The organism is Acinetobacter lwoffii, from assembly GCF_024129685.1.
In the GTDB taxonomy this organism is placed as follows: Bacteria; Pseudomonadota; Gammaproteobacteria; order Pseudomonadales; family Moraxellaceae; genus Acinetobacter; species Acinetobacter lwoffii_X.
Window position 1 is genome coordinate 1 of sequence record NZ_JAMXXL010000024.1, and the last position, 23,824, is coordinate 23,824.

Here is a 23,824-nt window from a genome sequence, read left to right on the forward strand (position 1 = left end):
CATCCGCAGATTATGCACGAATGCCAAGAAATTTGGAGTGCAAATATTAACCAAAAAGAAGATCATTTTTTGATTTATGAAAGAGATCTATAGAATAGTATTCCTTTAAAGGACTATTCTATAAATATGAAGATTAAAATATTTGCGTTTTTAATGATTAAATGCAAAAGCTCACCAAGTTATTTTGTAGGGCAGGTGCTCAAAGCTTTTCCTTGTTCAACTGAATGGATAAAGTTTCCAATCAGAAATTCACTCTGTCTTAAGGAATCACGATGATCTCCATTTTTGACTAGATGGAAGGCGATAGATTTCTGCTTTGTACATACCTGCTGGTAGTAAGCATAAGTACCACGATAATCGACCAGTTGATCTTTCTCACCTTGTACCAGCAGAACCGGCACAGTCGGTATCATATTCTCAATAGACTGTTCTTTTAAATAATTTGTCAAAGGTGCCAGATTTACATTTGATTTAAAGACAGTCTTAGGTGCTTGTTTTAGGTCCGATTGTAATTCTGACAAACAGCGACTGCGTGCATGATTAAGAATTTCTCCCATTTCTAGGCTAACTAAATTTGCTGGAGCAAGCATCGGGTCTGCAGCTTCTGCTCCTAAAAGCACAATTGGAAAAAATGCGGCGACATCAGTCGTGATTTGCGAATTGCTAGCAACATATTCAGCGATTCCTTCATATTGATAACCGCCTGGTGCCAGTGCAATTGCCCCGCGAAGATCAAATTCAGGCGCATCTTTTTGACCGGATGCTGCAACTTTAAGAGATGCTGCACCTCCTTGACTATGACCCATAACATACCAATTTTTACTAAAGTTATAAGGCTTTAAATGGTGGATCGCTCGTACAGCATCAACGACAGTATGCAACTGGCTTCGCGCATTCATATAAGGATGACCGCCCGGAGTGCCTAAACCTTGATAATCAGGTGCAACGACTGCATAGCCGCGAGCGAGCCAGGCATTCAATGCCTTAGCTGCGATTTGTTGATAGACATGGACTGGCCCACCCATATAATCGCCAGAGGGTGCACATGTATCAGCAACGCCAGTTGTACCATGCGCCCAAGCCAGAACAGGCCATCCATCTTTAGGGACTTTGCCTTTAGGTAACAGGATATAGCCTGAAGTGACGATGGGCTCGGATTTTGTGCCACGACTGCGATAATTGATTAAGAAACGTTGTGAGGCATTCGTAAACAGATCAGTATTTTGTTCTTGTAGAGATAATATTGTACCCAGTATTTTTTCAGAAATATTAGATGTTTGGATTTTGCTGTTATCGGGAAGTGGAGGAGATGCTATTGCATATGTTGAACCTAAACATAAACAGCTCATGATCAATTTAATAATAGGAGGTTTAATTTTCATCACTGAAACCATTTTCCTTTTTATAATGTCATTTTTAATGTAGCAGCTTTATTTATGTTTCTAAATTAACTCTGCACAAAGTTTGTAAACTAAAGCTTTTAAGTTAAGGCGAATATGCAATACAACAGGTTATTTTAGGTTAGCTGATAACTTTAATATAAGCACTTATATTTTAATGTGGTTCTGATCTGTGAGTAGAATTCATATCATGTCTAAGCTGACTAATACGATCATAAATCACCTTTCGCATTCGGTTTATTACTCCCAGAGGTTTGTGCTCTGGTAGTGTATGCCATGGTGTAAAAGAGAGGTTTTCACAAAACTTGTTTTGTTCAGGCGTATCAAAAACTTGTTGGGGAATACGGATAGTGGCTACCTTGTAAAAAGGTGCTTGGCTTTCTTGCCATTCAGTCATGGAATCTTCGACCGACATGCTGTTTAATGTTCTAGGCTGTACCAGAAACTCCATACATGCTTCACTTTTTTGCAAATGTTTGCGCAGGTTTTCTCTTAGAAAATTATGATGGGGAGCATGTGGAAGAGGATCTATCACTGTCGAACATGCTTGAGCTGAATACTTTACAGCTTGACGATCAGTGCCTATTCCTAATTGATAGGGCACCATAGACCAATATCTAGTTTGCAAAGGATTAGAAATTTTATTTCTCGTATTTAAGGCAATCCAGGTTCCTTTAGCTCCTAATGCAAAAGGAATATGCAGTTTATTAAAAAATCTATCGCTATTTATATCTTGCATAAATGACATATATCGGACTGGATCATTCACAAAAAAGACAGGATGATTGATCATAATGAAATCTTGAGTAGAGGTTTCATCATCTAAAAGCTTTTCTCCCGGTACAGCCAGAAGTTTTATCGCCATGCCACGGGCATCTTTTTTAATATCTGGTTGTTGGGCATCTTTAGAACCATTAGAGAAACGAATCCAGGCTTGATATGTTTTTCCAGGAAGAAAAACACCTTGAGCCAAGTTTTTGGGAAGAGCTTCATCTACTTTGAATTCTGCACGTACACAACCGTGTGCTTTGGGATGGGCATCACGTAGCGCGATACCTGTGGAATACTCTTTCCGAATCGATAGCTCAATTATATCTGTGATTTTTTCAGTTATGTTTGCTTCATCAGGATAAAGACTTTCACTTAAATGATGATCTATATTGGGATGAATATTCTCTTTCGGAGAGTTAGATGCTATAGGGGAAGCGTTAGCATATGCCGCACTACAAATACTTATTGCCATTAAAGGGAGGAAGACTAGACCCGAGTATAGAGGTCTTATAAAGTTAGGCATTGATTTTCTCCTTGCTATAAAGCTAGAGTTGATTTTAATTTTTTAGCCTATGATCTGAAAATTCTTTGGACATACTTTAGCCATAAATTAATGATAATGTCTGTGTAATTATTGATCTCCAGATTTAAAGTTCATCCAGCTCCTTTCTAAAAATGTTTCCACTCTTTATCGTGTGCTCAATATAGAAGCCGATTTATATTCTTACTTTAATTTAACTCAACACAGAATTTTTACTTTAGCAAAATTTATCCATAAACTTATGAAAATTTATTTTTAGACTAATGCAAGATGCTCGTAGCAAAATCAAGAGTCGTCGAATACAGTGCTATAGAAATTTATTGAGTTTAACATTTTGAAAATATTAGGATATATAAATCAATGCCAGTTCTAGCAATCCAGCATAGACTCAGTGGATTTTACTTTTTTTACTATGCGATTGTTGGGGCGTTCATGCCTTTTTGGAGTCTGTATCTTGAAGATCAGGGCTTCAATTATCAGGAAATTGGCATTTTATCTTCTATTGCAATCGTCACCCGCTTTTTTGCTCCCTTAATTTGGGGCTGGATTGCAGACAAGTCTGGTAAACGCATGCTGCTGGTACGTATTGCCACCTGGATGGAAGCCTGTATCTGGTTCATGATTTTTATCATTCCCAATAGCTTTCAGTCCGTAGCTTTACTGATGCTGATTTTCAGTTTCTTTCAGAATGCTATTTTGGCACAGTTTGAAGGCGTGACTTTGTTTTGGCTCGGGGAAAAAAGAGCAGAACTCTATGGCAAAGTACGAAAATGGGGATCAGTCGGCTTTATTATCGGTGTATTCTGCTTGGGCGCCGTCTTTGAAATTATTAGCATCAGTATGTTACCCGTCTTGTTGCTGTGTATTTCATTTCTGGCCTTTCTCTGGTCATTTACCATTAAAGAGCCCACGACAGCACCTACCGCACAGAAACAGCTCGAACCCTTATGGCCAATATTCAAACGCCCAGTGGTGTATAGCTTTTTCCTGATTGAATTGATTCTGCTATTTTCACACGCGCCATTTTATAGTTTTTATAGCAATTATCTCAGTCAGGCGGGATTTAGCACCAGTCAGATCGGGCTGCTCTGGTCAGTCGGGGTCATTGCGGAAATAATCATGTTTGCCTATGCGACGTTCTTTCTGACACGGTGGTCATGGCGTCATCTGGTCACGCTATGCTTGTTAATGACAGGATTAAGATGGTTCATCGTCGGAGTCTTTCCTGCTTCATTTATGGCACAGTTTTTTGCTCAAACGATTCATGCTTTAAGTTTCGGTTTATTTCATATGATTGCAATGCGGGTGATATTCCAGAACTTCTCTGCAGGGCAGCAAGGACGTGGACAAGCGCTCTATAGCACCATGTGGGGCATTGGCGTGGCGAGTGGCAGTATTCTGGCTGGGCATTATTGGGATCAAGTCGGCGGCACATCTATCTTTATCGCTGCTGCAGCATCGACCTTGCTTGGCTTGTTACTGATTTTCGGATTGCCGAATAAAGTCGAACTGCAAAAACAGGCTTGAAAATATCATCTCAACATTAAATACGGATCTTGGAATATTGCCCAAACCACGGTTGAGCTTGTTCCAATTGAGCTGCCAATTGTAGCAGGAGATCTTCACGGGCAAACGGCGCAATAAACTGTGAACCGAGCGGCAGGTTTTGTTCATTCCAGTACAGTGGTACAGACATCGCTGGGAGTCCGGTAATATTGGCCAACTGGGTAAAAGGCACCCATTTTAGATTTTCTTTCACAATCTGGTCGACCAGTTTACCTTGCGCCAGCAAATGTGCTTTATTTAGTTTCAATAAAGCTTTAAGAATCGGTTTCTGCCAGTTTGGTGTTTTGACCTCACCATTTTTTGGCGCCACTGTCGCCGTTGCAGGCGTCAGGTACAGATCATAATTATCAAAGAAATGATTCATCTGGGTCACGTACTGGCCCCAGTTATTCAGGTTCTGGATATAATCAATCGCGCTGGTTTTGGCCCCAAAAGCCGCCAGCGCTAAAGAGTCCAGTTCAAAATCATTCGATTTGGACGGATAGCCTTTCTGGATTTCATCCAGCATAAATGAAAACTGGCTAAACCAGGTGGTAATAAAATCCTTGGCCAGTTGCATGCCATCAATGGCTGGACGGTCTTCGACCACTTCATGGCCCAAAGATTCTAGCAATTTGGCTGTTTGTTCAATGGCTTTAATGGCATCCTGCGAAACAGGTGTGCCAATCGTAGAATAAGTGCTAAACGCAATTTTCAGTTTTTTTGGCGGTTGCTGAATCACATCCAGATAATGATGCTGTGGACGCTGAATCTTAAACAGTGAACTATGATCTTCACCATGGGTGGCATCCAGCATTGCAGCACTATCCCGTACCGTTTTGGTCAGTACATGCTGAATCGCGGCGCCATGCATGGCTTCACTCATTTGTGGTCCCCAAGGCGTGCGGCCACGACTCGGTTTCAGGCCAAACAGGCCGCAATAGGAAGCGGGGATACGTATCGAGCCGCCACCATCACCAGCACCCGCAATTGGTACAATTCCGGCAGCCACGGCAGAAGCGGAACCACCGGACGAGCCGCCGCTATTATGCTGTAAATTCCACGGATTTTTACAGCTGCCCCAAGCATCTGGTTCAGTAATACCTTTAATCCCAAATTCAGGAGTATTGGTACGTCCAAAAGTCACAATCCCGGCTTTTTCCCAGCGATTGACAATCTCGGCATTGGTCTCGGCGATATAACCAATCCGTTTTAAGCCCTGACAACCATAAGAAGTTGGATAACCGGCATATTCCTGAAACAGGTCTTTAACCAGAAAAGGCACACCGGCAAAAGGTCCGGACAGATTTTGCTGGCTCCGTTTCAATGCATGCTCATGCATCGGAATAATAATTGCATTTAGCTCGGGATTGGCAATTGAGCTACGCTCTAGTGCAGCAGATAAAAGTTCACTTGAATGTACTTGTTTATTGGCGACCAGATCAGCCAGTCCTAAACCGTCATATTGCAGATATTCTTCAAATTTCATTGCCATTCCCTAGTGTTGCTGCTTCAAGGTTGTAGATCATTTAGGCTCAAGATGCAAGCACCACCTGATTTCGCCCACGATGTTTGGCCTGATACAAGGCTTGATCTGCAATATTGATCAGGTTTTGCAGGTCTTGGGCCTGCGGTTCATTTTGATGAGTGATGCCCACACTCACGGTAATATACAGGGGCGAGCCATCTGATTGATAAATAGGGGTTTTTTCCACCAGATCACGAATCCGTTCTGCAATAAGACGTGCTTCTGATGGTTCGGTATTCCAGAGTAACAGCACAAATTCTTCCCCACCAATTCGTGCAAACAGATCTTCAGCACGTAAATTGCAGCGAATGATTTCCGCAAAATGTTGCAGCACCTTGTCACCGACATGATGGCCAAAATCATCGTTCAGACGTTTGAAATGATCAATATCCAGCATGATGACCGAAAATTCCATTCTGTTGGCATATTGCAGTAAATATTCACCTTTCTGAAAGAAAAAATGACGGTTCATGGTGCGGGTCAGACTGTCATGATTGGCCAGATAGAGAACCCGTTTAAACAGCTCATTGCGGTTTTGACTAATAATACAAAGAATAAGCGGCGATAAGGCCAGCATAAACAGCCCGATCCGGAGCGAAATATAAATCGTAGAATCTGCCAAGGTGTCATGCGTTGTGGCATAAAACCGCGTCAGGCTGTAATAGGTTAAAATAGTCACAAACGCATTAATCAGTGTCATGCTAAACAGGCGATAGGTCAACGCAGCCCAGATCAGTGCAGCCAGAGGGTAGAGCATTGCGCCGGGGCCTGCAAAAATATTGGTAATGATGACACAGGCCACGACTGAAGATGCAGGTAAAAAATAGCTGAAGTAATTACGTTTTTGACGACGGTTTTTAAATAGATACTGCATGTCTTTTATTCTTGGGAATGCCAAGATTAAAGGGAGAAACACAATATAATTCACCATTTCACCGGTCCACCACAGACCAAAATCAATCCATAAATTCTCTTTGGTCATGAATGAATTGGGTAGATTTGGCAAGGTGAGAACTGCAAAAGCCGCACTGGCCAGACAGCCTGCAAAAGCGAAGATGCCAAATAAATGAACGAATGTATAACCAGTATTATAGTATTTGTAATTAATCTTGAAATATCGAATAAAAAATATCGAGACAATAGTGCTGATCAGATTAGACAAGGTAAGAAACAGGCTTTGTAATAGGCTGTTCCCGGTGATCAGATCTGCAAACATAAAAGCGCTGAATGCACCAAGCCAACCTCCCATATTATTTAAATGTGGAAAGCGTAAGAACAGGGCTAACAAGGCAGCATTGGCCGGCCACAATAAGGCCAGATACTCAATTGGTCTGGTTGCGATCCCAATAAAACAACAGACTAAAACAGCGAAAACAATGACAAAATAAGCATAGGTTTCATGATTTAATTGTTGTTCTGTTATTCGAGCTAATTGCAAATTTAAAATCCTATTCAAATTTTTAAGTGTGAATGATCACTTTGTTCAGCAACTAAGTTTGACCCAAAATATAATTTTATTGTTTGATTAATCTGTTATTAATGCGAACTATTAAGATTCTTATATACGAAATATATACAAAAAAAGTCAGAAAGGAAATCCATGTTTTTAAACAATGTGATAAATAATTTCTGACTCTGTATTGAAATTGCGTTAGAGCGGGACACGATCCCAAAAAATATGATAATTTAGAATCAATTGTTAACAAGATGCCGGTAAATATGAAAAAAATATGTCTTAGCCTTATCTTACTCATGAGCTCACCTTGGCTAATGGCGACAGAAAATAAAAAACCAGCGAATGCTCCTGCTAAAGCTGCTGAAATCCCAAATACATTTACTGTGAAAACCCGTCCGGAAATTGTCGGATTGTGGGGAATGGAAATCCCGAATAATAAAAAATGTATCGAATATTATAATTTTAAAGGCAATAATAATGTGGTGATTAAAAGTGGCGATGAGTGGACGTCGGGGCTATATGACTATCAGCCGGCACAGGATCCTTCGCAGCAGATTCCAGCGCTGATTCTGCAAGTAAAATATGACAATAATGAAAAAGACTGTTCAGGCAATCAGGTGGATCAGTCTGGTGAAATTTCGCAATATTTTGTGAAATGGCAAAACCCTTATACCATTAACTTCTGCGCCAATGAAAAAGCCGAACAATGTTTTGCTGTGCTCAGACGCGTATTGCCTTAAATTGCAAACAATAAAAAAACCGCTGAATGACAGCGGTTTTTTTATGAGCTTTGATTTAAGCTTTGTCTTCAGCACCTTCAAGCTGCTTTAACAAATGCTTCTCTAGGTAATGAATATCCATTGCCTGTTTGCAGAAGTTTTTATCCTGAAGGATTAAATCTTTATGCAAAGGAATATTGGTTTTAACGCCAGTCAAAATCATTTCTTCCAAAGCATTTCTCATTCGAGAAATAGACGTCTCACGATCCTTACCATGCGAAATCAGTTTGGCAATCATCGAATCATAATACGGTGGAATGCTGTAACCTGGATAAACATGCGAATCTAAACGGATACCTGCGCCGCCTGGTGCATAGAAGTTGTCAATCTTGCCTGGTGAAGGCAGGAAGGTCGATGGATCTTCTGCGTTAATACGGCATTCAATCGCATGTCCTAAAACCTTGACGTCTTCTTGCTGAATATCGAGGCCTAAGCCGCCAGCAATACGCAATTGCTGTTCGATAATATCGATACCCGTGACCATTTCAGTTACCGGATGCTCAACCTGAACACGCGTATTCATTTCAATGAAGAAGAACTCATCATCTTCAAACAGGAATTCGAATGTACCTGCACCACGATATTGCATCAATTTACAGGCATTGACACAGGCTTCTAGAATATCAGCACGTGCTTGCTCTGGTAAGTTCGGTGCTGGTGCTTCTTCCAGTACTTTTTGATGGCGACGCTGTAGTGAACAGTCACGATCATACAGATGAATCGCATGACCATTACCATCAGCAAGTACTTGCACTTCGACGTGACGTGGCTTTTGCAGGAAACGTTCCATATAGACCGTATCATCACCGAACCACATTTCTGCATCACGCTGTGCAGCCTGAACAGATTCCAGCAGGGTATCGACATTTTCTACGATACGCATACCACGACCACCACCGCCAGAAGCAGCTTTTACAATCAGTGGAAAACCGATCTCTTTGGCTTCAGCCATGGCATTGTGAATCGTTACGGCATGGTCGCAGCCCGGTACTGTTGGTACACCAGCTTTTTTCATGGCAATAATGGCAGAAACCTTGTTTCCCATTAAACGAATATGTTCCGGACGCGGACCAATAAAGATAAAACCAGAATTTTCTACGATTTCTGCAAATTCTGCATTTTCAGCGAGGAATCCATAACCAGGATGGATTGCATCTGCGCCGGTAATTTCAGCAGCTGTAATAATCGCAGGAATATTCAAGTAGCTGTCACTGCTCGCACCAGGGCCGATACATACTGCTTCATCACAGAAACGTAAGTGCATCAGGTCCTTGTCTGCGTCAGAATAGACACCTACAGTTTTGATCCCTAAAGTTCTGCAAGCACGGGTGATGCGTAACGCAATTTCACCACGGTTTGCAATTAAAACTTTTTGCAACATTATAAATCCCCGGGGTGATTAAGCGCGGTAGCGGAAAAGTGGTTGACCGAATTGAATCACTTCACCATTTTTCACCAGAATTTCTTCAATCACACCGCTTTGAGTTGCTTCAATCGGGTTCATGATTTTCATTGCTTCGATAATACCGAGCGTATCGCCTGCAGAAACGGTCTGGCCAACTTTAACAAAGGTCGGCTCACCTGGGCTTGGTGCTGCATAGAACACGCCGACCATTGGTGAAGTTTCAACAGCACCGCGAGGAGATTTTGCTGCTGGCGCTTCGGCTGCTGGTGCAGGCATCGCAGGAACAGCTGCTGCAACCACTGGATTACGACGAGTTAATGCAATCGATTGATCGCCTTCTTTAACTTCGATCGCCTGTAAGTCAGATTCAATCATCAAGTCGATGAGTTTCTTGATTTTACGGATATCCATGAGACAGTATTCCTAATTAAGATTGTGTAGAAGGTTGTATTTTTTCAATGATATAGTCGAGGGCAGCAGCATAGCCTTTTGCACCTAGACCACAGATCACGCCGATGGCTTTATCGGACAAGTATGAATGATGTCGGAATGCCTCACGTGCATGCACATTAGACAGATGGACTTCAATGAAAGGAATGGCAACGCCAAGGAGGGCATCGCGAACAGCAACAGAGGTATGGGTCAATGCTGCTGGATTAATAATGATATATTGAATGCCGTCTTGCTGGGCTTGATGAATTCGGTCAACAATGGCACCTTCCCAGTTGCTCTGGAAAGTATCGAGTTGTAAGGTAGCTTGTTGAGCCTGAGCAATCAGCTGCTGGTTAATATCGTCAAGACTAAGGTGACCATAAACTTCCGGTTCGCGCTTCCCAAGCAAGTTTAAATTCGGTCCATGAATAACCAAAATGGTCGAACTCATCCAGCATGCTCCAATTAAAAAGTATCGGGGTTTGTTTGCAAGATGTCTGCAAACTCTGCTTATTATTGCATGATTTTCTACATTACTATTTATAATTTCTTTGAATTAACGTAGAAAGCATATAGCAAACAGTGGCGCTATAATGAAAACTTTGCAGAGATTTGGCAATGTTAAAAAATTACAATTCGCTGGGTATTCAGATTATTTTCATTGTAAACCCAATTGGCAAAAACAGTTAATATCCTTTATGTAACTGTATCTTCATGTTAACGCTAAATTCTTCCTTTTAGTGATATTTTTAGTTTTGAACAAGAGTTGTCTGGCTGATTTTACTGCAATGTTCGACTTCTATAGCATAGAAAACTCTTTACATTCTGACTTTAGAGTTGTGCTGATTATCCTCTTTATATATAAGCTATCGACCGTTTCTCAAAACTTGACGAAAATTTAAAAATATAAGATAAGACAATATGTTAATGATATTTTCTCTTATTGTACTTGGATTTTCCTAGGTCTATTCTTCCAATATATTGGAATTAATTACATCATTTTCAATTCAAGTATTCATGACAGACACTGTACAAGAATCTATTTCTTCTTCCGGAGATAAAGGTTAAATCTCAGCGGGTTTAAGATAAAACGCTCGACTTATATGCCTCGTATTTATAGACGCATGAAATGACGAATGTGTTCATCTTCAAGCCTTCTACACAGTGAAGCCATTAATCGCCTAACGCTTAGATAGTGGCAAAAACACATACATTTGTTGATATTTTGCTCGTCATCATCTTTGCAGAAGAGTTCAAAAGTATTGAAGAGCGTAAAGATTGAACCAAATAGGTCTGATTGAAGCGGAATACGGGCTTAAAGCAAAATTTGCTCTGTAGTTGCCTCATCTAAATTAACTTCTTGAGCTAATCTTTATATAATCATGCGATTCCTCTCAAACAAGACTTTCTATGACACCTGCATGCAAACTATTAAAAGCCAATAAAATCGAATACAGCATTCATGAATATGAACATGATGCCAATGCCAAAAGTTTCGGGTTAGAAGCTGCTGAAAAATTAGGGCTTTCGGTGGAAGAAGTCTTTAAAACTTTATTAGTCACGGATGATAAACAGTATTTTGTTGCCATATTGCCGGTACATCATCAGTTAAATCTGAAAAAAGTAGCCCAGGCTGTGGGATGTAAAAAACTCCAGATGGCAGATCCTAAACATGCAGAACGTTTGACCGGTTATCTGGTCGGTGGAATCAGTCCCATTGGTCAAAAGAAACGATTAAAAACGGTGATTGATGCCAGCGCAGAACAGTTGGATAAGATCTATGTCAGTGGCGGTAAAAGAGGCTTGGATATTGGATTAAAGCCGGCTGATCTTGCCAAAGTGCTCAATGCACAGTTTGTCGATGTGCTGGATATATAAGATCGGAGTACGATGATCAGCTAAATTCATAGAACCTGAAGTGATAGATTTAAAATGGCTGCATATTTTTTGGTCGGAAATAACAGTAAATAATTTTATACGTTTGTATATTAGATAAGTTAAAACACAGCCTGACTGTGTACACAACAAGGAATGAAAACAAAAATATAAATTATTATGCGGAGCATAATGGATGAAAATTCAAAATAAAAAATGGCCACGGTTCTGTCTAACATTATCTGCGATGGTGATGCTATCTGCGTTGCCGAGTGCACAGGCCGCTTCTGCACCTTCAGCTGCACCTGCCAATTCACAGCAGGTTTTCTTTGTCGGAAATAACTGGGATGGCACGGTAACCGTGATTCGTCCATCGGGTGATTTTGGCAAAATAGGCGTCATTAACATGATTCCTGACCGTAAAGAGCGCCTTAAGGAAATTCACCTGAATCCAATCAAACTGATTGCCTATACTTATATTCAGACCACAGCCGGTGAAGGCAATGATCAGTTGGTGGATGATATGTACTCGACACCAGACGGGCAGTCAGTCGTTGCATCACGCCCAAGTTTCGCCGATGTGGTATCAATTAATATCAAAACCGGCAAGATTAACTGGCGGACGCCTGTAGAAGGCTTCCGTGCCGACCATATGGCAGTATCACCAGATGGGCAGCGCATCGCTGTATCTGCATCTTCAGGAAATGTAGTGCATGTACTAGATATCCATACCGGTAAAGAGTTAGGCCGTTTCAGTACTGGCGATAAACCGCATGAAAATATTTACTTCGATGGTGGTAACAAGATCCTGAACTCTGCTATCGGCAATGTGGAAACCTCGATGGATGCACAGTGGCAAGACTTTACTAAAGGTAAGCGTTTTATCACTATCGCAGATGCCAATACGCATCAGGTGCTAAGAAAAATCGATTTCAGACCTGCACTTGATGCATTTGGTCGTAAAGATTTATCCAACTCAGTACGACCAATGGTATTTAGCAAGGATGAAACCAAACTGTATGCCCAGGTTTCATTCTTTAATGGTTTGATTGAATACGATCTGAACCAGAACAAGATTAGCCGGATCGGACAGCTGCCTGGTAGTGACAGTATTCCGAAAGACCGGACAAAATGGGTGAATGATTCACGTCATCATGGATTGTCAATCAGTGCTGATGGTGAAAAGCTCTGTGTCGCCGGGACCATGGATAACTACGCTACGATTGTAGATCGCAAAACGCTGACAGCCGGGAAACTGATTTCTGCAGGTAAACCTTATTGGGCAACGCGAAGCCCGGATGGTCGTAGCTGTGTAATTTCAGAAAGTGAAACAGATGTGGTCACAGTGATTGATTTTGCCACAGGCAATAAAGTGCTGAGTGTACCGGTAGGAAATCATCCACAACGCGTTCGGATTGGTTATGCACCAGCAGACTGGTCAACGCCGTAGTCAATCGTCGATTAGCGAAAAAGACAGCTTTTTGATAAAGGTTGTCTTTGTTGAGCTGAGGACATAAAAATGAATGATAAAACAATTCTGTTCTATGTAATGATCGGATTGCTCTTGTTTGGGACTTTAGTGGGTATTGGTTATCAGGTACGACAAGAAATCTATCGGACGAATTTTACTGATCAGACCCATTCTGATCCGGTCCTGCCAGTTGAAAAATCGGCAAGCTATACATCTGTTAACTCTCCTGAGAATAGTCAAACTACGAAGAAGAAACAGAACGATACGGTTGCAAAGCAAAGCGAATTATCAAAGCAACAAGAACAGTTATATCTGGACTTTACTCAGATCATTAACGCTTTAAGTGAGGGACAACGACCAAATCCTCAACAAGTCAGTTTGTTGATCAGTCAGCAGCAAAAACTGGTAGAGGCCCAACTGGTGAGCAAGGCCGAAGCGAAAGCACAAATTGAGTTTCTGATTAAAGTTCTGCCTGAAATGGATCATGAATTGCATCGGGCGTTGCGAGTATTAGAACAAACTCGAACTTGACGAATTAGATCCAGCTGTATCTTTCATTATTCTCAGTCTGAAAATTGCTCTCATAAAAAAAAGCCCAAAAAATGATCTGGGCCTTTAAATACACACTATAGAAAGCTAAGTATCTTTATAAACAATTTGCAGGCTTGGGTACACCAGCCAAACGGCTTAAGTGACGGGCCACCAGACCAGTATTAAACTTTTCCTGAAGCATGGCATTATTGATATCGGCACTGACAGTTTTCATTAAAAATTTAATCAGTGGTCGTGTTGCTGGTGAATGACCAAACTGCTGATAGAACTGACGTAACGCTTGCAGAATTTCAAAATGCCAAGGAGTTAAGCTCAGTTCCAGACTATCGGCCAGCACTTGAGCGACTTCTTCATTCCAGATGGTATAGTCAACCAGATGGCCATCTTGATCCAATTCTAAATTCATATCTAACTCATTTATTATTTCATTGAAATGCAGCGATTAAACTCGAGGCAAAGATCTGCAAAATCCGCATAATTCAAAAGCTTTATCTGATCAGGCAAAGGCTGTACTAATAACTCCGCATCATTTTTCAGTATGTGAATTTTCGGCAAGCTTTGAAGAAATGAATGCTCTAGCAGCAAAACCGCTTCACCCATCAGCACGACCTGATCACCCATTGTATAAGTTTGAGCCAGTTGCTCTAGGATCTGCGCTGTTGCCGAATAGCTGGATTGGATCAGATAAAGTGTGTGATTTGACATTTTTATACCCTTGTTCCTTACCAATACATCACATGATCAAAGCTTTGAATAAATTCAGAATTAAGCTCAATAAATTCGATTTCTTGTTCGCTCTGTGCCACAAATGAGGAATGCTGGTTTTTTTTCTCAATCAGAATCGGAGTGAGATCATAAAACTCGAAACTGTCGACCATATTTGATGCCAGTTTAAATGCATGTTGTACCTGATCAAATTGCAGCTCTGAACGCAGCAGACTAAGGGCGGCCCCTTGTAACAGGACTTTAACCTCGGCGCCAAAGGTTGCCAGGACCATGGTAGCCGACAGACTTTCATGTACCTGCAGGCTGGTCAGATTGGCTTGGGTTAATATAACAAGTACAGATTTCACACAAGATTCCTTGGAAAAGCAACACATTCTAAAAAATGAAACATCTAGAATTGAATGAGACGTTGTGAGGACTGAACAGCATCGGCAAGTTCACCTAAACCGACCAATTCAAAGGCATCTGCCAGATTATGCTGCTGAATATTGTGACGTCGAGCATTGTCCAGATCTGTAATTCCACGTGCCAATGCTGCACTTACACAGACCGGGAGGCGAATCTGTAGCGCTTGCCATGCATGTGTAAGATGACGTTGATCGTCGGGTACCCATTGCAGTGCATTTGCGACCGATACGCCGTCCTGATAGAAGAATACACGGAATGCTTCCTGTTTATCTTGCAAGGCCTGAGCCAAACCCAGGGCATGCCAGGCATAAATGGAAGTCGGTGCGGAGGTAACAAGAATTAAGGTGCTCATCGAAATTCACTACAGGCTTGATCAATAGCAACAGATTGATCTTGGCTTCATCAGAAAGTAGGTAGTATAAATGATTTTAGTGACGGGTGGATTAGGCTTTTTAGGCTCACATATTGCTTTAAGTCTGTTAGCACAAGGACTAGAGGTCATTGTGGTCGATAATTTGGCCAATGCTAACTTACAGACTCTGGAGCGCCTCGAATTTATTTCTGGTATGTATGTACCTTTTATCAAAATTGATATTCGCAATACGCCAGCATTGAACAAAGTCTTTGAGCAGCATTCGATTCAGGCTGTGGTGCATACCGCAAGTTTTAAATCACTGGAAGAATCAGTATTAAAACCACTTGAATATTATAATGATAATGTTAGCTGTATTATGAGTCTCATGCGTGCCATGCAGCGTACCGGCGTGCGTCATCTGGTACATTTATCCAGTCTGGCGGTATATGGACAATCTGGTGCAGACTTAAGCGAAGATCTGCCTTTTAACTTCACTTATCCGAATCCCTATATCAAATCGCAACAGATGGTTGAGGAAATTATCCGGGATACTGCCAAAACTGATAATGAATGGCGGATTGCGATCCTGCGTCTATCCAATATCGCCGGTGCCTTTGAACACGGTGTGCTGGGAGAAGCAGTGCCACCTTTACCAAAAAATATTTTGCCTTTGGCGATGCAGGTCGCTGCACAGCAACGTGAATATCTGGAATTACGCCGTCAGGCCCATACTGCGGATGGCACAGTAGAGCGCAGTTTTCTCCATGTCGCAAACTGTTGTGATGCCGTGATCAAGTCCTTGCAATGGCTGTCACAACAGCAGGAATTAAAATGTGAAGCTTTTAATATTGCCGGTGAATTGATTTCCATACAGGATTTGCTAGATCAACTGGCTGAAGTGACTCAGTCTGCAATCAAAACCATGGATGCTTTGCCATATCCGCATGCCGAAATGGATCAATTGGGGGCGAACATCGAAAAAGCGCGGAATATCCTGCATTGGCAACCTCAGCGTTCACTCAGAAAGATGCTTGAGGATGAATGGTTGTTTTATCAGAATATGCTCAGAGGGCAGTAATTAAGAGTGTTTAGCTAATATTTGATAATAATTATCATTTACATGATTGCTGTAATCAATTACTTTAAATAAATAGATTAAATCATTGATATAGAAATTCCTAAGATCAGTAACAGGCAAGAAGAATTGAGGTTGAACATGCAAACACGTATTGAACATGACACGATGGGAGAAGTGGCTGTACCGAGCGAGGCTTTATGGGGCGCTCAGACTCAGCGTAGCTTGCAAAATTTCAAAATTGGAAATGAGCGTTTGCCTCGGCCAATGATTCGTGCCATGGGACTCGTCAAAAAAGCTGCCGCCTTGACCAATGCCGAGCTGAATCAGATTCCCCAAGAACTGTCACACTATATCGTGGATGCGGCAGATGAAGTCATCAGTGGGAAATGGGACAGTCAATTTCCATTGGTGGTCTGGCAAACCGGTTCAGGTACGCAAAGTAATATGAACTGTAATGAGGTGATTGCCAATATTGCCAACCAGAAATTGGGCAATCATTTAGGGGCACAAAAACCGGTTCATCCAAATGATCATGTCAACCGTGCCCAATCTACCAATGATTCATTTCCAACTGCGATTCATGTGGCTGCGAGCTTGCAAATCAATGAACTGTTAATTCCGGCAGTCACACGCTTACGCGATACCTTATATGCCAAATCTCAGGATTTTGCCGATATTGTAAAAATTGGTCGGACACATCTACAAGATGCTACGCCTTTAACTTTGGGGCAGGAATTCAGCGGTTATGTCTCTCAGCTGGATCATGGGCTTCTTCGTCTAGAACAGGCCTTAGTTGGTTTATATGAATTGCCATTAGGCGGGACAGCGGTCGGTACTGGTCTGAATGCTCATCCCGATTATGCCGTTCAGTCTGCTAAAACACTAGGACAGTTAACAAGCTTACCATTTGTAACTGCGCCAAACAAGTTTGAGGCTCTGGCAGGCCGTGATGCTGCGGTATTCGCGTCTGGTGCATTAAAGACTTTAGCGGTTAGCTTAAATAAGATTGCCAATGATATTCGCTGGCTGGCCAGCGGGCCTCGTTGTGGTTTTGGTGAATTGCGTATTCCTGAAAATGAACCGGGTTCTAGCATCATGCCGGGTAAGGTGAACCCGACGCAAAGTGAAGCGATGACGATGGTGGTCGCGCAAGTTCTCGGAAATGACACCACCATTAACGTGGCAGGTGCATCAGGTAACTTTGAACTGAATGTATTTATGCCGGTCATTGCCTATAATCTGTTGCAATCCATCCAGCTTTTAGGCGATGCGTGTAACAGTTTTAATGATCATTGCGCCGTAGGCATTGAGCCGAATCATGAGAAAATTGAACATTTCCTGCATGATTCTTTAATGCTGGTCACGGCATTGAATCCGGTCATTGGTTATGAGAATGCAGCCAAGGTTGCCAAAACAGCTTATAAGGAAGGAAAAACCTTAAAACAGGTGGCTGTTGAACTAGGTTTAGTCACCGCTGAACAGTTTGATGAAGTGGTGCGTCCTGAACAGATGGTCTCACCGAATGCTAAATAAGGGCCGGAGCACTTTTATTTTCAATCTTTACGCCTGTTTTATCATGGAATAGTCAGCAGTGGTTTTTATCTCAGGCAGAGTTGCGTACAATAGTGTTAGATGAGATTAACCACTGATGATTGTTTTATGCTTGATATTTATTTAACAGATGTTCAAAGAAAGGTGCAATTCAAGGATTATCCAGGTGAGCATCCTGTTAAATTTATTCTGAATTTCAAAAAGATTTTCCCAAGTGTGATGGAACTTCTTTTACCTGTGCTTCCCGATAATGAAAATCTGGAAGAAATGTCTTGGGAATCGACCAGCGATGATTTTGAAACCTTCCAGATGTTTTTAACAGGATGGGGTATTATCGAACTTCGATTAAAAGCAATTACCCAGTTTAAAGATAAAGCATTTGCGGATCGTCTGGTTAAACAAGCCCAACAGAAACGCAAAGACTATCAAAAACAGCAGACTAAACTAACCACAGTTGAACTGGATTATTTGTTTATGCATGAGATGCATGCTCTGATTGATGCAGAACTGGTGGAACTCGGTGAGAAATTCTATTTACCGATTTTACGTGAGCTCTGGAAGACTAAAGTATCTGCTCAGGTGCTGAACGCGAAGTTTTAAATCGGTTTTTTAGCTTTAAATTATAAAATTAATCCTCCAATTTTGGGGGATTAATTTTTATCTGCAAGATGAGATTTATTTCATGATGTGCTCTCTCTTAGAATAGCCTAAGCAAGATTAAATTTGGTGATTGAAGGTCTTTATTCTTAAAATTTTGATCAATAATAGCGCATGTTGAACCATTGTTTAGCGTCAGGCACTCGCATAGGGCAGTAGTTTTAACGATTGTTCAAAAAATAGATGAAAATGATAATTTTTAGCTAAAAAATATATAAAAATATCAATTAAATAGCCTAGTAATTGAGTCTATTATTTTTTAAGGTATATAGGCTTTATCTCACGTTAAAGCAAAAGCTCCATTGATTAGCTATCCTTCATAAAAATAACTGAAGGTTCAAATTTTCCCGAAGATATATCCCAGGATTTTCAAAAATGTCGAATCAGTTTTTAGATTTAATTACTAAACGCCGTACTATTTATGCCATTGCCAAGAATGTTGAACAATCTCCTGAACATCTAACTGATTTGATTCAGACTGCAATTAAGCAGAGCCCATCTTCTTTCAATTCTCAGTCTTCACGCGCCGTCATTTTATTCAATTCGGAACATGAAAAGTTCTGGGGCTTCGTCGCAGATAAATTAAAAAGCTATGCCAAAGATGAAGAAAGCGCTGCAAGAACCACAGCAAAAATGGCAAGTTTTGCGGCAGGGCTAGGTACCGTTTTATTTTTTGAAGATCACACAGTCGTAGAAGGCTTACAGGAACAATTCCCATCTTATGCTGATAACTTCCCAATCTGGGCAGAGCATTCGACTGCGATCGCACAATTTGCAACATGGACAGCATTGCACACAGAAGGGTTGGGCGCATCATTGCAGCACTACAATCCGATCGTGGATGAGCAAGTTCATGCGGAATGGGACATTCCATCAAACTGGAAGTTGCGTGCACAGTTGGTATTTGGTTCGATAGAAGGCGAGCCACGTGCCAAAGATTATCTCGCTGATGAAGAGCGCTTTAAAGTATTCCAATAAGCTGATATCCATATCTGCGCTTAACATGGTTTAAGGGCAGATATTTTTTAGATCTCGATGAAATCCCAATCAGCTTCATTAAAATTAAGTTAAAATAGCGCGCTAATGAAAATTGATGAGTAAGACCGAATGTCGAAAAACACGCAAAACCTGTCACCTTTACAAGAACTGATCGCAGAGCAAAAGCTACTTTGTGAAGAAGTAGGCTCGGCTTATGTTGAAGTCACGGGTGATGATGTTGTTGCCGTGGCAGTACATACCTTAAAGCAGGATCCGATTGTTGGCATCCGTAAAAAGCCTGAAACGGCTGAAAATATCAGCTGGTATATTTATGGTGGAGAGCCTTCAAGTGAAGAGGCTTTTGAAACCATGACAGTACGTGAATTACAGGACATCGCACCAGAAGTTTTACCGTATCTGGCTCTGGAAACAGGTTTCCGTTTCATGATTGATGCCGATGATTATGAAGATGTCTGGAAAGAAGAAATATAGATGCTAAAAAAATCATCTTTCATTTGTGCAGGATTATTATCAGGACTGAATAGCATGGTCTTTGCAGAGCCACTTTCACAAAGTGCCTATGACCAGTTTATTTCAGCACAGACTAAAATTGTGAATGAAACCAAGCACGTTTTAGATGAAGATGATCAAAAGGCAGATGCCCAAACTCAACGCCAGGCTTTCTGTAACCGACTGAAAGCCTATCAGGATATTCAAAAAGTGTCTGAAGAAAACAGTAGTCTGGATATGGCGCCCACGATGGCTATGGTCGCCAAAAGTTTTCTTGAGAGGCAGGATCAAAGTTTGACTCAATCTGGAATGACCACAAGCATATTTTGTAAAAATAGGGATGTAGAATAAGTTATAAAATACTTTTCTATCTCGAAAGTTTTTTGCTGAAAAATATAAATAAAGCAAATAATTCTAATTTGAATAACCGAGCTTTTATAAATATTAATAGTTCATTATTAAAATATTTTCAATAAAAATATTAAGTTAATTTAAACTAAATTTGATGGAATAACCTCATGTCTCGGGAATATATCCACTGATATTATTTCATTAATTAGAATATATAAGTAATAGCAATTATTTTTTTCTAAAAATTTTCTAGAAATAGCAAATAGTATTTGATAAGAAATTATTTTCATCTGAGCTAGGCTAATTGCAGCACGCAGCTCATATCTAATAATTCAAGTATCTCTAAAAGTCAGTAAAATAGCCTAAGCAAATCATAAATTTTAATAGCTATAAAAAGAAAAGGGAAGGAAGCTTAATAATAGTATTTTCTGCTTAGCCAATTTGTAAAAAGCTAGGCGGTAAATTCCACTTGATTGCTTATACACCCGAAATATGACTTGTAAATGTAGTGTGGCTTTATTATGCATATCCAGTTTTTGATTAAGAATAAGTGAATGAGTGATTGCCAGAAAATTAAAAATTTAAAAGCTACCTGAGCTTATTTGGGTAATAACAGCTAGTTTTTAGACCTCTCTGATTTTAAAAAATTGTACTAGTTTCAATTATTTAGCCTAAGCAAAAATTATTGCATATAAATAGCCTAAGCAAAATTTATAATTTTAAGATTTAGCAATTGATTAATTCCCAATAAAATTCCAATATCAACATATCATCTATGAAATCACGGAATTGTCAAATGATCCTCAACTACCAGATCACCAGTCATGATGACTCAGCACTTGTACCAATAGTCTTCATTCATGGTTTATTCGGCAGCTTGAGTAATTTAGGAATGCTGGCGCGACATTTTTCAAGCCAACGTACCGTCATTCAGTTAGATCTACGCAACCATGGCTTATCTGGACATAGTGATGAGCATGATTACCACTTGATGTCAAAAGATGTACTTGAAACATTAAATAGTCTTAACATCACAAAATTTGTTGTGGTAGGGCATTCTATGGGCGGCAAAGTTGCCATGAAGCTGGCGGATATTGCGCGTGATCGGGTAGAGCAGCTTGTGGTTCTGGATATAACTCCAATCCCATATCATGAAAATCATCATGCGGAAATTTTTGAAGCCTTGTTTGCTGTCGAGCGTGCAAACCTAAGTTCTCGGTTAGAAGCGACAAAAATCATGCGCGAATATCTGAATGAAGAAATGGTAATTCAGTTCTTGCTAAAATCTTTTAACAAAGGGAAGTGGCTGTTTAATGTACAGGCGCTCTTTAACCATTATCAGGATATTTTATTTTGGGAAGATCTTGCTCCACTTGATACTCCGGCACTTTTTCTCAGAGGTGGTAATTCTTTTTATATCTCAAAACCTGAACATTTTGCGGTAATCAATGAACAATTTTCTCAGGCGAAAATTGAATGCATTGAAAATACAGGACATTGGCTGCATGGTGAAAAACCAGATGAAGTGATCAAATACATCCAGGCCTTTCTAAATTAATTCACTTTGTATGCTTAAGGCTGAAAGGACTGAGTCTGTAATTGTCCTTCATGAATGAGTTGATGCGCCATTGCAGCTGTTTTCTTTAAACCGGGCATACGATATTCAGTATGTCCAAAATCTTTAATGGATTTCCAGCGACCGCCCCAGGTTAAACCCACCGATTCTGCAATCTGGCCAAACAGTTCATAACCACGCATGGCCCATGGATCACGTTCACTAATCACCACCTTGCCATTCCGCTTAAAGGCAATATCCGCGGCCAGACCAAACTGATGATAACTTTGAAAGCCTTTGGCCTTGGTAATATTACTGTTGGTCGCCAAAGAGTTTTGCCTTTCCGGACTTCGATAACCTTCGAGTAAAACTAGCTCATAACCATGCTGTTCGCGTATAATTTTAAAAACCATCAGTAAGCGCTGTTTAAATCGCGGATTCATCTTATGCCATTTACGGTCTGCTGTGCTGATATTTGGATTTATATGAATGTCTTCAATATTCAGATTAAGGCTTTGCGCTGAAATTACAGAATGATTTGCTAAAGATTCTTCTTGTAAGGCTTCGATAATAAGCTGTTCATCAACTTCAGTTGGAGCTGTTAATATTTGCCCATCTAATAATGCATAAATCTGTGGATCAACTTTCCTTAAATATTCAGCTTCAAACCTACTTGCAGTAAGTGGCTGAGTGAAAGCGAACATTAAAATACTGGCAAATAAGCTAAATCCTGAAATCAAAATCCACCATTGCTGCAAATACCATTCAGACTGAAGATGCTCAGGCGATGCCGCCTGATGAAATTTCTGAACAAACTGTTTTGCTTGAGAAAATTGTTGTTTGCTTTGTGAAATCAAATCAAGAAAAAAATCCTGTATTCTTAATCGAAACTCGTAAGACAGCAAGGCTAACATAGCTAAGCTTAATAGAATAAAGCTGCTCAATATAATCAAAATCATCAGTTGAATGATTGATCTAATAATAATTCAAAATTTTTTTTTTATTCATCGATATAAATTTTCCAACGGCGTCATTTTTTAAGTCTTTATTTTTATAAGTGTCCATCATATTTATTTGAAAATTGAGTTAGGGTAAATGAATCGTAATATAGGCTTGTTCAGCAGGCGCGCTAATCAAATTTTGATATTGAGAAAAAACAGCAGCTTGTTCTGTTGACAAGGCATATTTAAAAACCACCAAGCTGATCACGGCAAATAATAATAAAAATATCAGAATCCAGAAAAATGGTAATTCACGATGGATAATATGTCGGATTTGATCTGGAATTGCTGAAAAAGGAGAAAAAGCAACTTTTTTACCCTTGAGATAATCAATCTGATCTCCGATACGAGCAATCAGACTATTTAAATGCTCAATAGATTCAATTCGATATTTTCCATGGAAGCCCAATAAAAGGCAATAATGATATACCTCTAATACTGCCAGACGTTGCTTATCTTTATGGCGTATTTCTTCCAGATATTCAAAGAAGCGATAACCTGCAAGTTGTGAACCAAAAAGGCTTAACTGCAAGGGACTGATCATCCATGAATTTTGCAGATCAAAAAATCGCTCATCCTGTTGGGTGACAATTGTTTCATCTATTAAAGCGCAATAGGCATATTTTGCATCTTGAATATCCTCAGCTGAAAATTGCATCTGGCGTGCCTGATGTTCAAAACTTTTCAACATCTCCAGAATTTTTTCACGGAAAGACTCTATATTTACAGGGACATAGTGATTTTTTAACAGGAAAACAATATAGAAGCCGTCATGCAGTAAATCTACCAGACTATTCGTAGAGGTAGGGTAGGTTTCTACAGGTTGCATGGCTGTATAATCTACTCCGATTTGATCGCCATCAAAGAGTGAAAGAGGAGTGTTAGAGATTGTATTCATT

At 40.4% G+C, this 23,824-nt stretch carries 25 protein-coding genes; 12 read left to right on the forward strand and 13 right to left on the reverse strand.

The features are described 5' to 3' along the window. Nucleotides 1-179 precede the first annotated feature (179 nt). Both NI464_RS11590 and NI464_RS11595 read right to left on the reverse strand, forming a co-directional pair. Nucleotides 180-1,394 carry an alpha/beta fold hydrolase gene (locus NI464_RS11590; RefSeq protein ID WP_420914111.1) on the reverse strand — a complete coding sequence of 405 codons (1,215 nt, stop codon included), beginning with the start codon at nucleotides 1,392-1,394 and terminating at the stop codon, nucleotides 180-182. A 160-nt stretch (nucleotides 1,395-1,554) separates the two neighbouring features. After that, nucleotides 1,555-2,694, reverse strand: coding sequence for a catalase family protein (locus NI464_RS11595; protein WP_253138580.1), 1,140 nt, complete (start codon nucleotides 2,692-2,694; stop codon nucleotides 1,555-1,557). Between the two features lie 378 nt (nucleotides 2,695-3,072). On the opposite strand from NI464_RS11595, the gene NI464_RS11600 reads away from it, so the two are divergent. Then, the gene (locus NI464_RS11600) at nucleotides 3,073-4,239 is read left to right on the forward strand and encodes an MFS transporter (RefSeq protein WP_213687222.1); all 1,167 of its coding nucleotides are present in this window, start codon (nucleotides 3,073-3,075) and stop codon (nucleotides 4,237-4,239) included. Nucleotides 4,240-4,255: 16 nt separating this feature from the next. On the opposite strand, the gene NI464_RS11605 is transcribed toward NI464_RS11600, so the two are convergent. Both NI464_RS11605 and NI464_RS11610 read right to left on the reverse strand, forming a co-directional pair. Further along, nucleotides 4,256-5,746 carry an amidase gene (locus NI464_RS11605; RefSeq protein WP_253138582.1) on the reverse strand — a complete coding sequence of 497 codons (1,491 nt, stop codon included), beginning with the start codon at nucleotides 5,744-5,746 and terminating at the stop codon, nucleotides 4,256-4,258. A gap of 46 nt (nucleotides 5,747-5,792) precedes the next feature. Then, nucleotides 5,793-7,223, reverse strand: coding sequence for a sensor domain-containing diguanylate cyclase (locus NI464_RS11610; protein WP_253114340.1), 1,431 nt, complete (start codon nucleotides 7,221-7,223; stop codon nucleotides 5,793-5,795). Nucleotides 7,224-7,537: 314 nt separating this feature from the next. Between NI464_RS11610 and NI464_RS11615 the strand changes: the two genes are divergently transcribed. Then, nucleotides 7,538-7,981 carry a hypothetical protein gene (locus NI464_RS11615; protein ID WP_005100815.1) on the forward strand — a complete coding sequence of 148 codons (444 nt, stop codon included), beginning with the start codon at nucleotides 7,538-7,540 and terminating at the stop codon, nucleotides 7,979-7,981. Between the two features lie 55 nt (nucleotides 7,982-8,036). On the opposite strand, the gene accC is transcribed toward NI464_RS11615, so the two are convergent. The 3 genes from accC to aroQ are packed head-to-tail and all read right to left on the reverse strand — an operon-like array spanning nucleotide 8,037 to nucleotide 10,308. After that, nucleotides 8,037-9,401, reverse strand: a complete 1,365-nt coding sequence (gene accC, locus NI464_RS11620; RefSeq protein WP_004646808.1) for an acetyl-CoA carboxylase biotin carboxylase subunit — start codon at nucleotides 9,399-9,401, stop codon at nucleotides 8,037-8,039. A gap of 18 nt (nucleotides 9,402-9,419) precedes the next feature. Beyond that, nucleotides 9,420-9,836 (reverse strand): acetyl-CoA carboxylase biotin carboxyl carrier protein, encoded by a 417-nt coding sequence (gene accB / locus NI464_RS11625; RefSeq protein WP_005107117.1) that lies wholly within the window; start codon nucleotides 9,834-9,836, stop codon nucleotides 9,420-9,422. Nucleotides 9,837-9,852: 16 nt separating this feature from the next. Then, on the reverse strand, nucleotides 9,853-10,308 hold the full coding sequence (gene aroQ / locus NI464_RS11630; RefSeq protein ID WP_005246503.1) for a type II 3-dehydroquinate dehydratase: 456 nt from the start codon (nucleotides 10,306-10,308) through the stop codon (nucleotides 9,853-9,855). Nucleotides 10,309-11,267: 959 nt separating this feature from the next. Between aroQ and ybaK the strand changes: the two genes are divergently transcribed. The 3 genes from ybaK (at nucleotide 11,268) to NI464_RS11645 (ending at nucleotide 13,734) form a co-directional block, all read left to right on the forward strand. Then, the gene (ybaK, locus tag NI464_RS11635) at nucleotides 11,268-11,735 is read left to right on the forward strand and encodes a Cys-tRNA(Pro) deacylase (RefSeq protein ID WP_071851354.1); all 468 of its coding nucleotides are present in this window, start codon (nucleotides 11,268-11,270) and stop codon (nucleotides 11,733-11,735) included. A 193-nt stretch (nucleotides 11,736-11,928) separates the two neighbouring features. Continuing rightward, a complete protein-coding gene (locus NI464_RS11640; RefSeq protein WP_253138584.1) occupies nucleotides 11,929-13,182 on the forward strand; it encodes a YncE family protein in 1,254 nt (417 codons plus the stop codon). A 69-nt stretch (nucleotides 13,183-13,251) separates the two neighbouring features. Beyond that, nucleotides 13,252-13,734, forward strand: a complete 483-nt coding sequence (locus tag NI464_RS11645; RefSeq protein ID WP_253138586.1) for a hypothetical protein — start codon at nucleotides 13,252-13,254, stop codon at nucleotides 13,732-13,734. 115 nt (nucleotides 13,735-13,849) lie between these two features. On the opposite strand, the gene NI464_RS11650 is transcribed toward NI464_RS11645, so the two are convergent. Genes NI464_RS11650 through tusD form a run of 4 tightly spaced genes read right to left on the reverse strand, consistent with a single transcriptional unit; the run spans nucleotide 13,850 to nucleotide 15,241 of the window. After that, a complete protein-coding gene (locus NI464_RS11650; RefSeq protein ID WP_253138588.1) occupies nucleotides 13,850-14,161 on the reverse strand; it encodes a TusE/DsrC/DsvC family sulfur relay protein in 312 nt (103 codons plus the stop codon). A 14-nt stretch (nucleotides 14,162-14,175) separates the two neighbouring features. After that, nucleotides 14,176-14,460 (reverse strand): DsrH/TusB family sulfur metabolism protein, encoded by a 285-nt coding sequence (locus tag NI464_RS11655; protein ID WP_004646886.1) that lies wholly within the window; start codon nucleotides 14,458-14,460, stop codon nucleotides 14,176-14,178. A gap of 17 nt (nucleotides 14,461-14,477) precedes the next feature. Then, nucleotides 14,478-14,828, reverse strand: coding sequence for a hypothetical protein (locus NI464_RS11660; protein WP_253138589.1), 351 nt, complete (start codon nucleotides 14,826-14,828; stop codon nucleotides 14,478-14,480). Nucleotides 14,829-14,872: 44 nt separating this feature from the next. Next, entirely contained in the window at nucleotides 14,873-15,241 is a 369-nt protein-coding gene (gene tusD, locus NI464_RS11665) for a sulfurtransferase complex subunit TusD (RefSeq protein WP_004280211.1), read from the reverse strand. A 70-nt stretch (nucleotides 15,242-15,311) separates the two neighbouring features. Here tusD and NI464_RS11670 point away from each other — a divergent pair, with 70 nt between their 5' ends. The 7 genes from NI464_RS11670 (at nucleotide 15,312) to NI464_RS11700 (ending at nucleotide 21,927) form a co-directional block, all read left to right on the forward strand. Further along, complete coding sequence (locus NI464_RS11670; protein ID WP_253138591.1) at nucleotides 15,312-16,322, forward strand: NAD-dependent epimerase/dehydratase family protein; 1,011 nt, start codon at nucleotides 15,312-15,314, stop codon at nucleotides 16,320-16,322. A 138-nt stretch (nucleotides 16,323-16,460) separates the two neighbouring features. After that, on the forward strand, nucleotides 16,461-17,855 hold the full coding sequence (gene fumC, locus NI464_RS11675; RefSeq protein WP_195724781.1) for a class II fumarate hydratase: 1,395 nt from the start codon (nucleotides 16,461-16,463) through the stop codon (nucleotides 17,853-17,855). Nucleotides 17,856-17,981: 126 nt separating this feature from the next. After that, the gene (locus NI464_RS11680) at nucleotides 17,982-18,473 is read left to right on the forward strand and encodes a hypothetical protein (RefSeq protein WP_004280216.1); all 492 of its coding nucleotides are present in this window, start codon (nucleotides 17,982-17,984) and stop codon (nucleotides 18,471-18,473) included. A 432-nt stretch (nucleotides 18,474-18,905) separates the two neighbouring features. Continuing rightward, on the forward strand, nucleotides 18,906-19,508 hold the full coding sequence (locus tag NI464_RS11685; protein WP_253138593.1) for a nitroreductase family protein: 603 nt from the start codon (nucleotides 18,906-18,908) through the stop codon (nucleotides 19,506-19,508). A gap of 129 nt (nucleotides 19,509-19,637) precedes the next feature. Continuing rightward, complete coding sequence (locus NI464_RS11690; protein ID WP_071851342.1) at nucleotides 19,638-20,000, forward strand: immunity protein Imm33 domain-containing protein; 363 nt, start codon at nucleotides 19,638-19,640, stop codon at nucleotides 19,998-20,000. Further along, nucleotides 20,001-20,369, forward strand: coding sequence for a hypothetical protein (locus tag NI464_RS11695; RefSeq protein WP_253138595.1), 369 nt, complete (start codon nucleotides 20,001-20,003; stop codon nucleotides 20,367-20,369). It begins immediately after the preceding gene. Between the two features lie 796 nt (nucleotides 20,370-21,165). After that, entirely contained in the window at nucleotides 21,166-21,927 is a 762-nt protein-coding gene (locus tag NI464_RS11700; RefSeq protein ID WP_253138597.1) for an alpha/beta fold hydrolase, read from the forward strand. A 14-nt stretch (nucleotides 21,928-21,941) separates the two neighbouring features. Here the strand turns inward: NI464_RS11700 and NI464_RS11705 are convergent, their stop codons facing one another. Both NI464_RS11705 and icmH read right to left on the reverse strand, forming a co-directional pair. Beyond that, complete coding sequence (locus NI464_RS11705; RefSeq protein ID WP_253138598.1) at nucleotides 21,942-22,883, reverse strand: M15 family metallopeptidase; 942 nt, start codon at nucleotides 22,881-22,883, stop codon at nucleotides 21,942-21,944. A 127-nt stretch (nucleotides 22,884-23,010) separates the two neighbouring features. Then, nucleotides 23,011-23,823 (reverse strand): type IVB secretion system protein IcmH/DotU, encoded by an 813-nt coding sequence (icmH, locus tag NI464_RS11710; protein ID WP_253138600.1) that lies wholly within the window; start codon nucleotides 23,821-23,823, stop codon nucleotides 23,011-23,013. Nucleotide 23,824 lies beyond the last annotated feature (1 nt).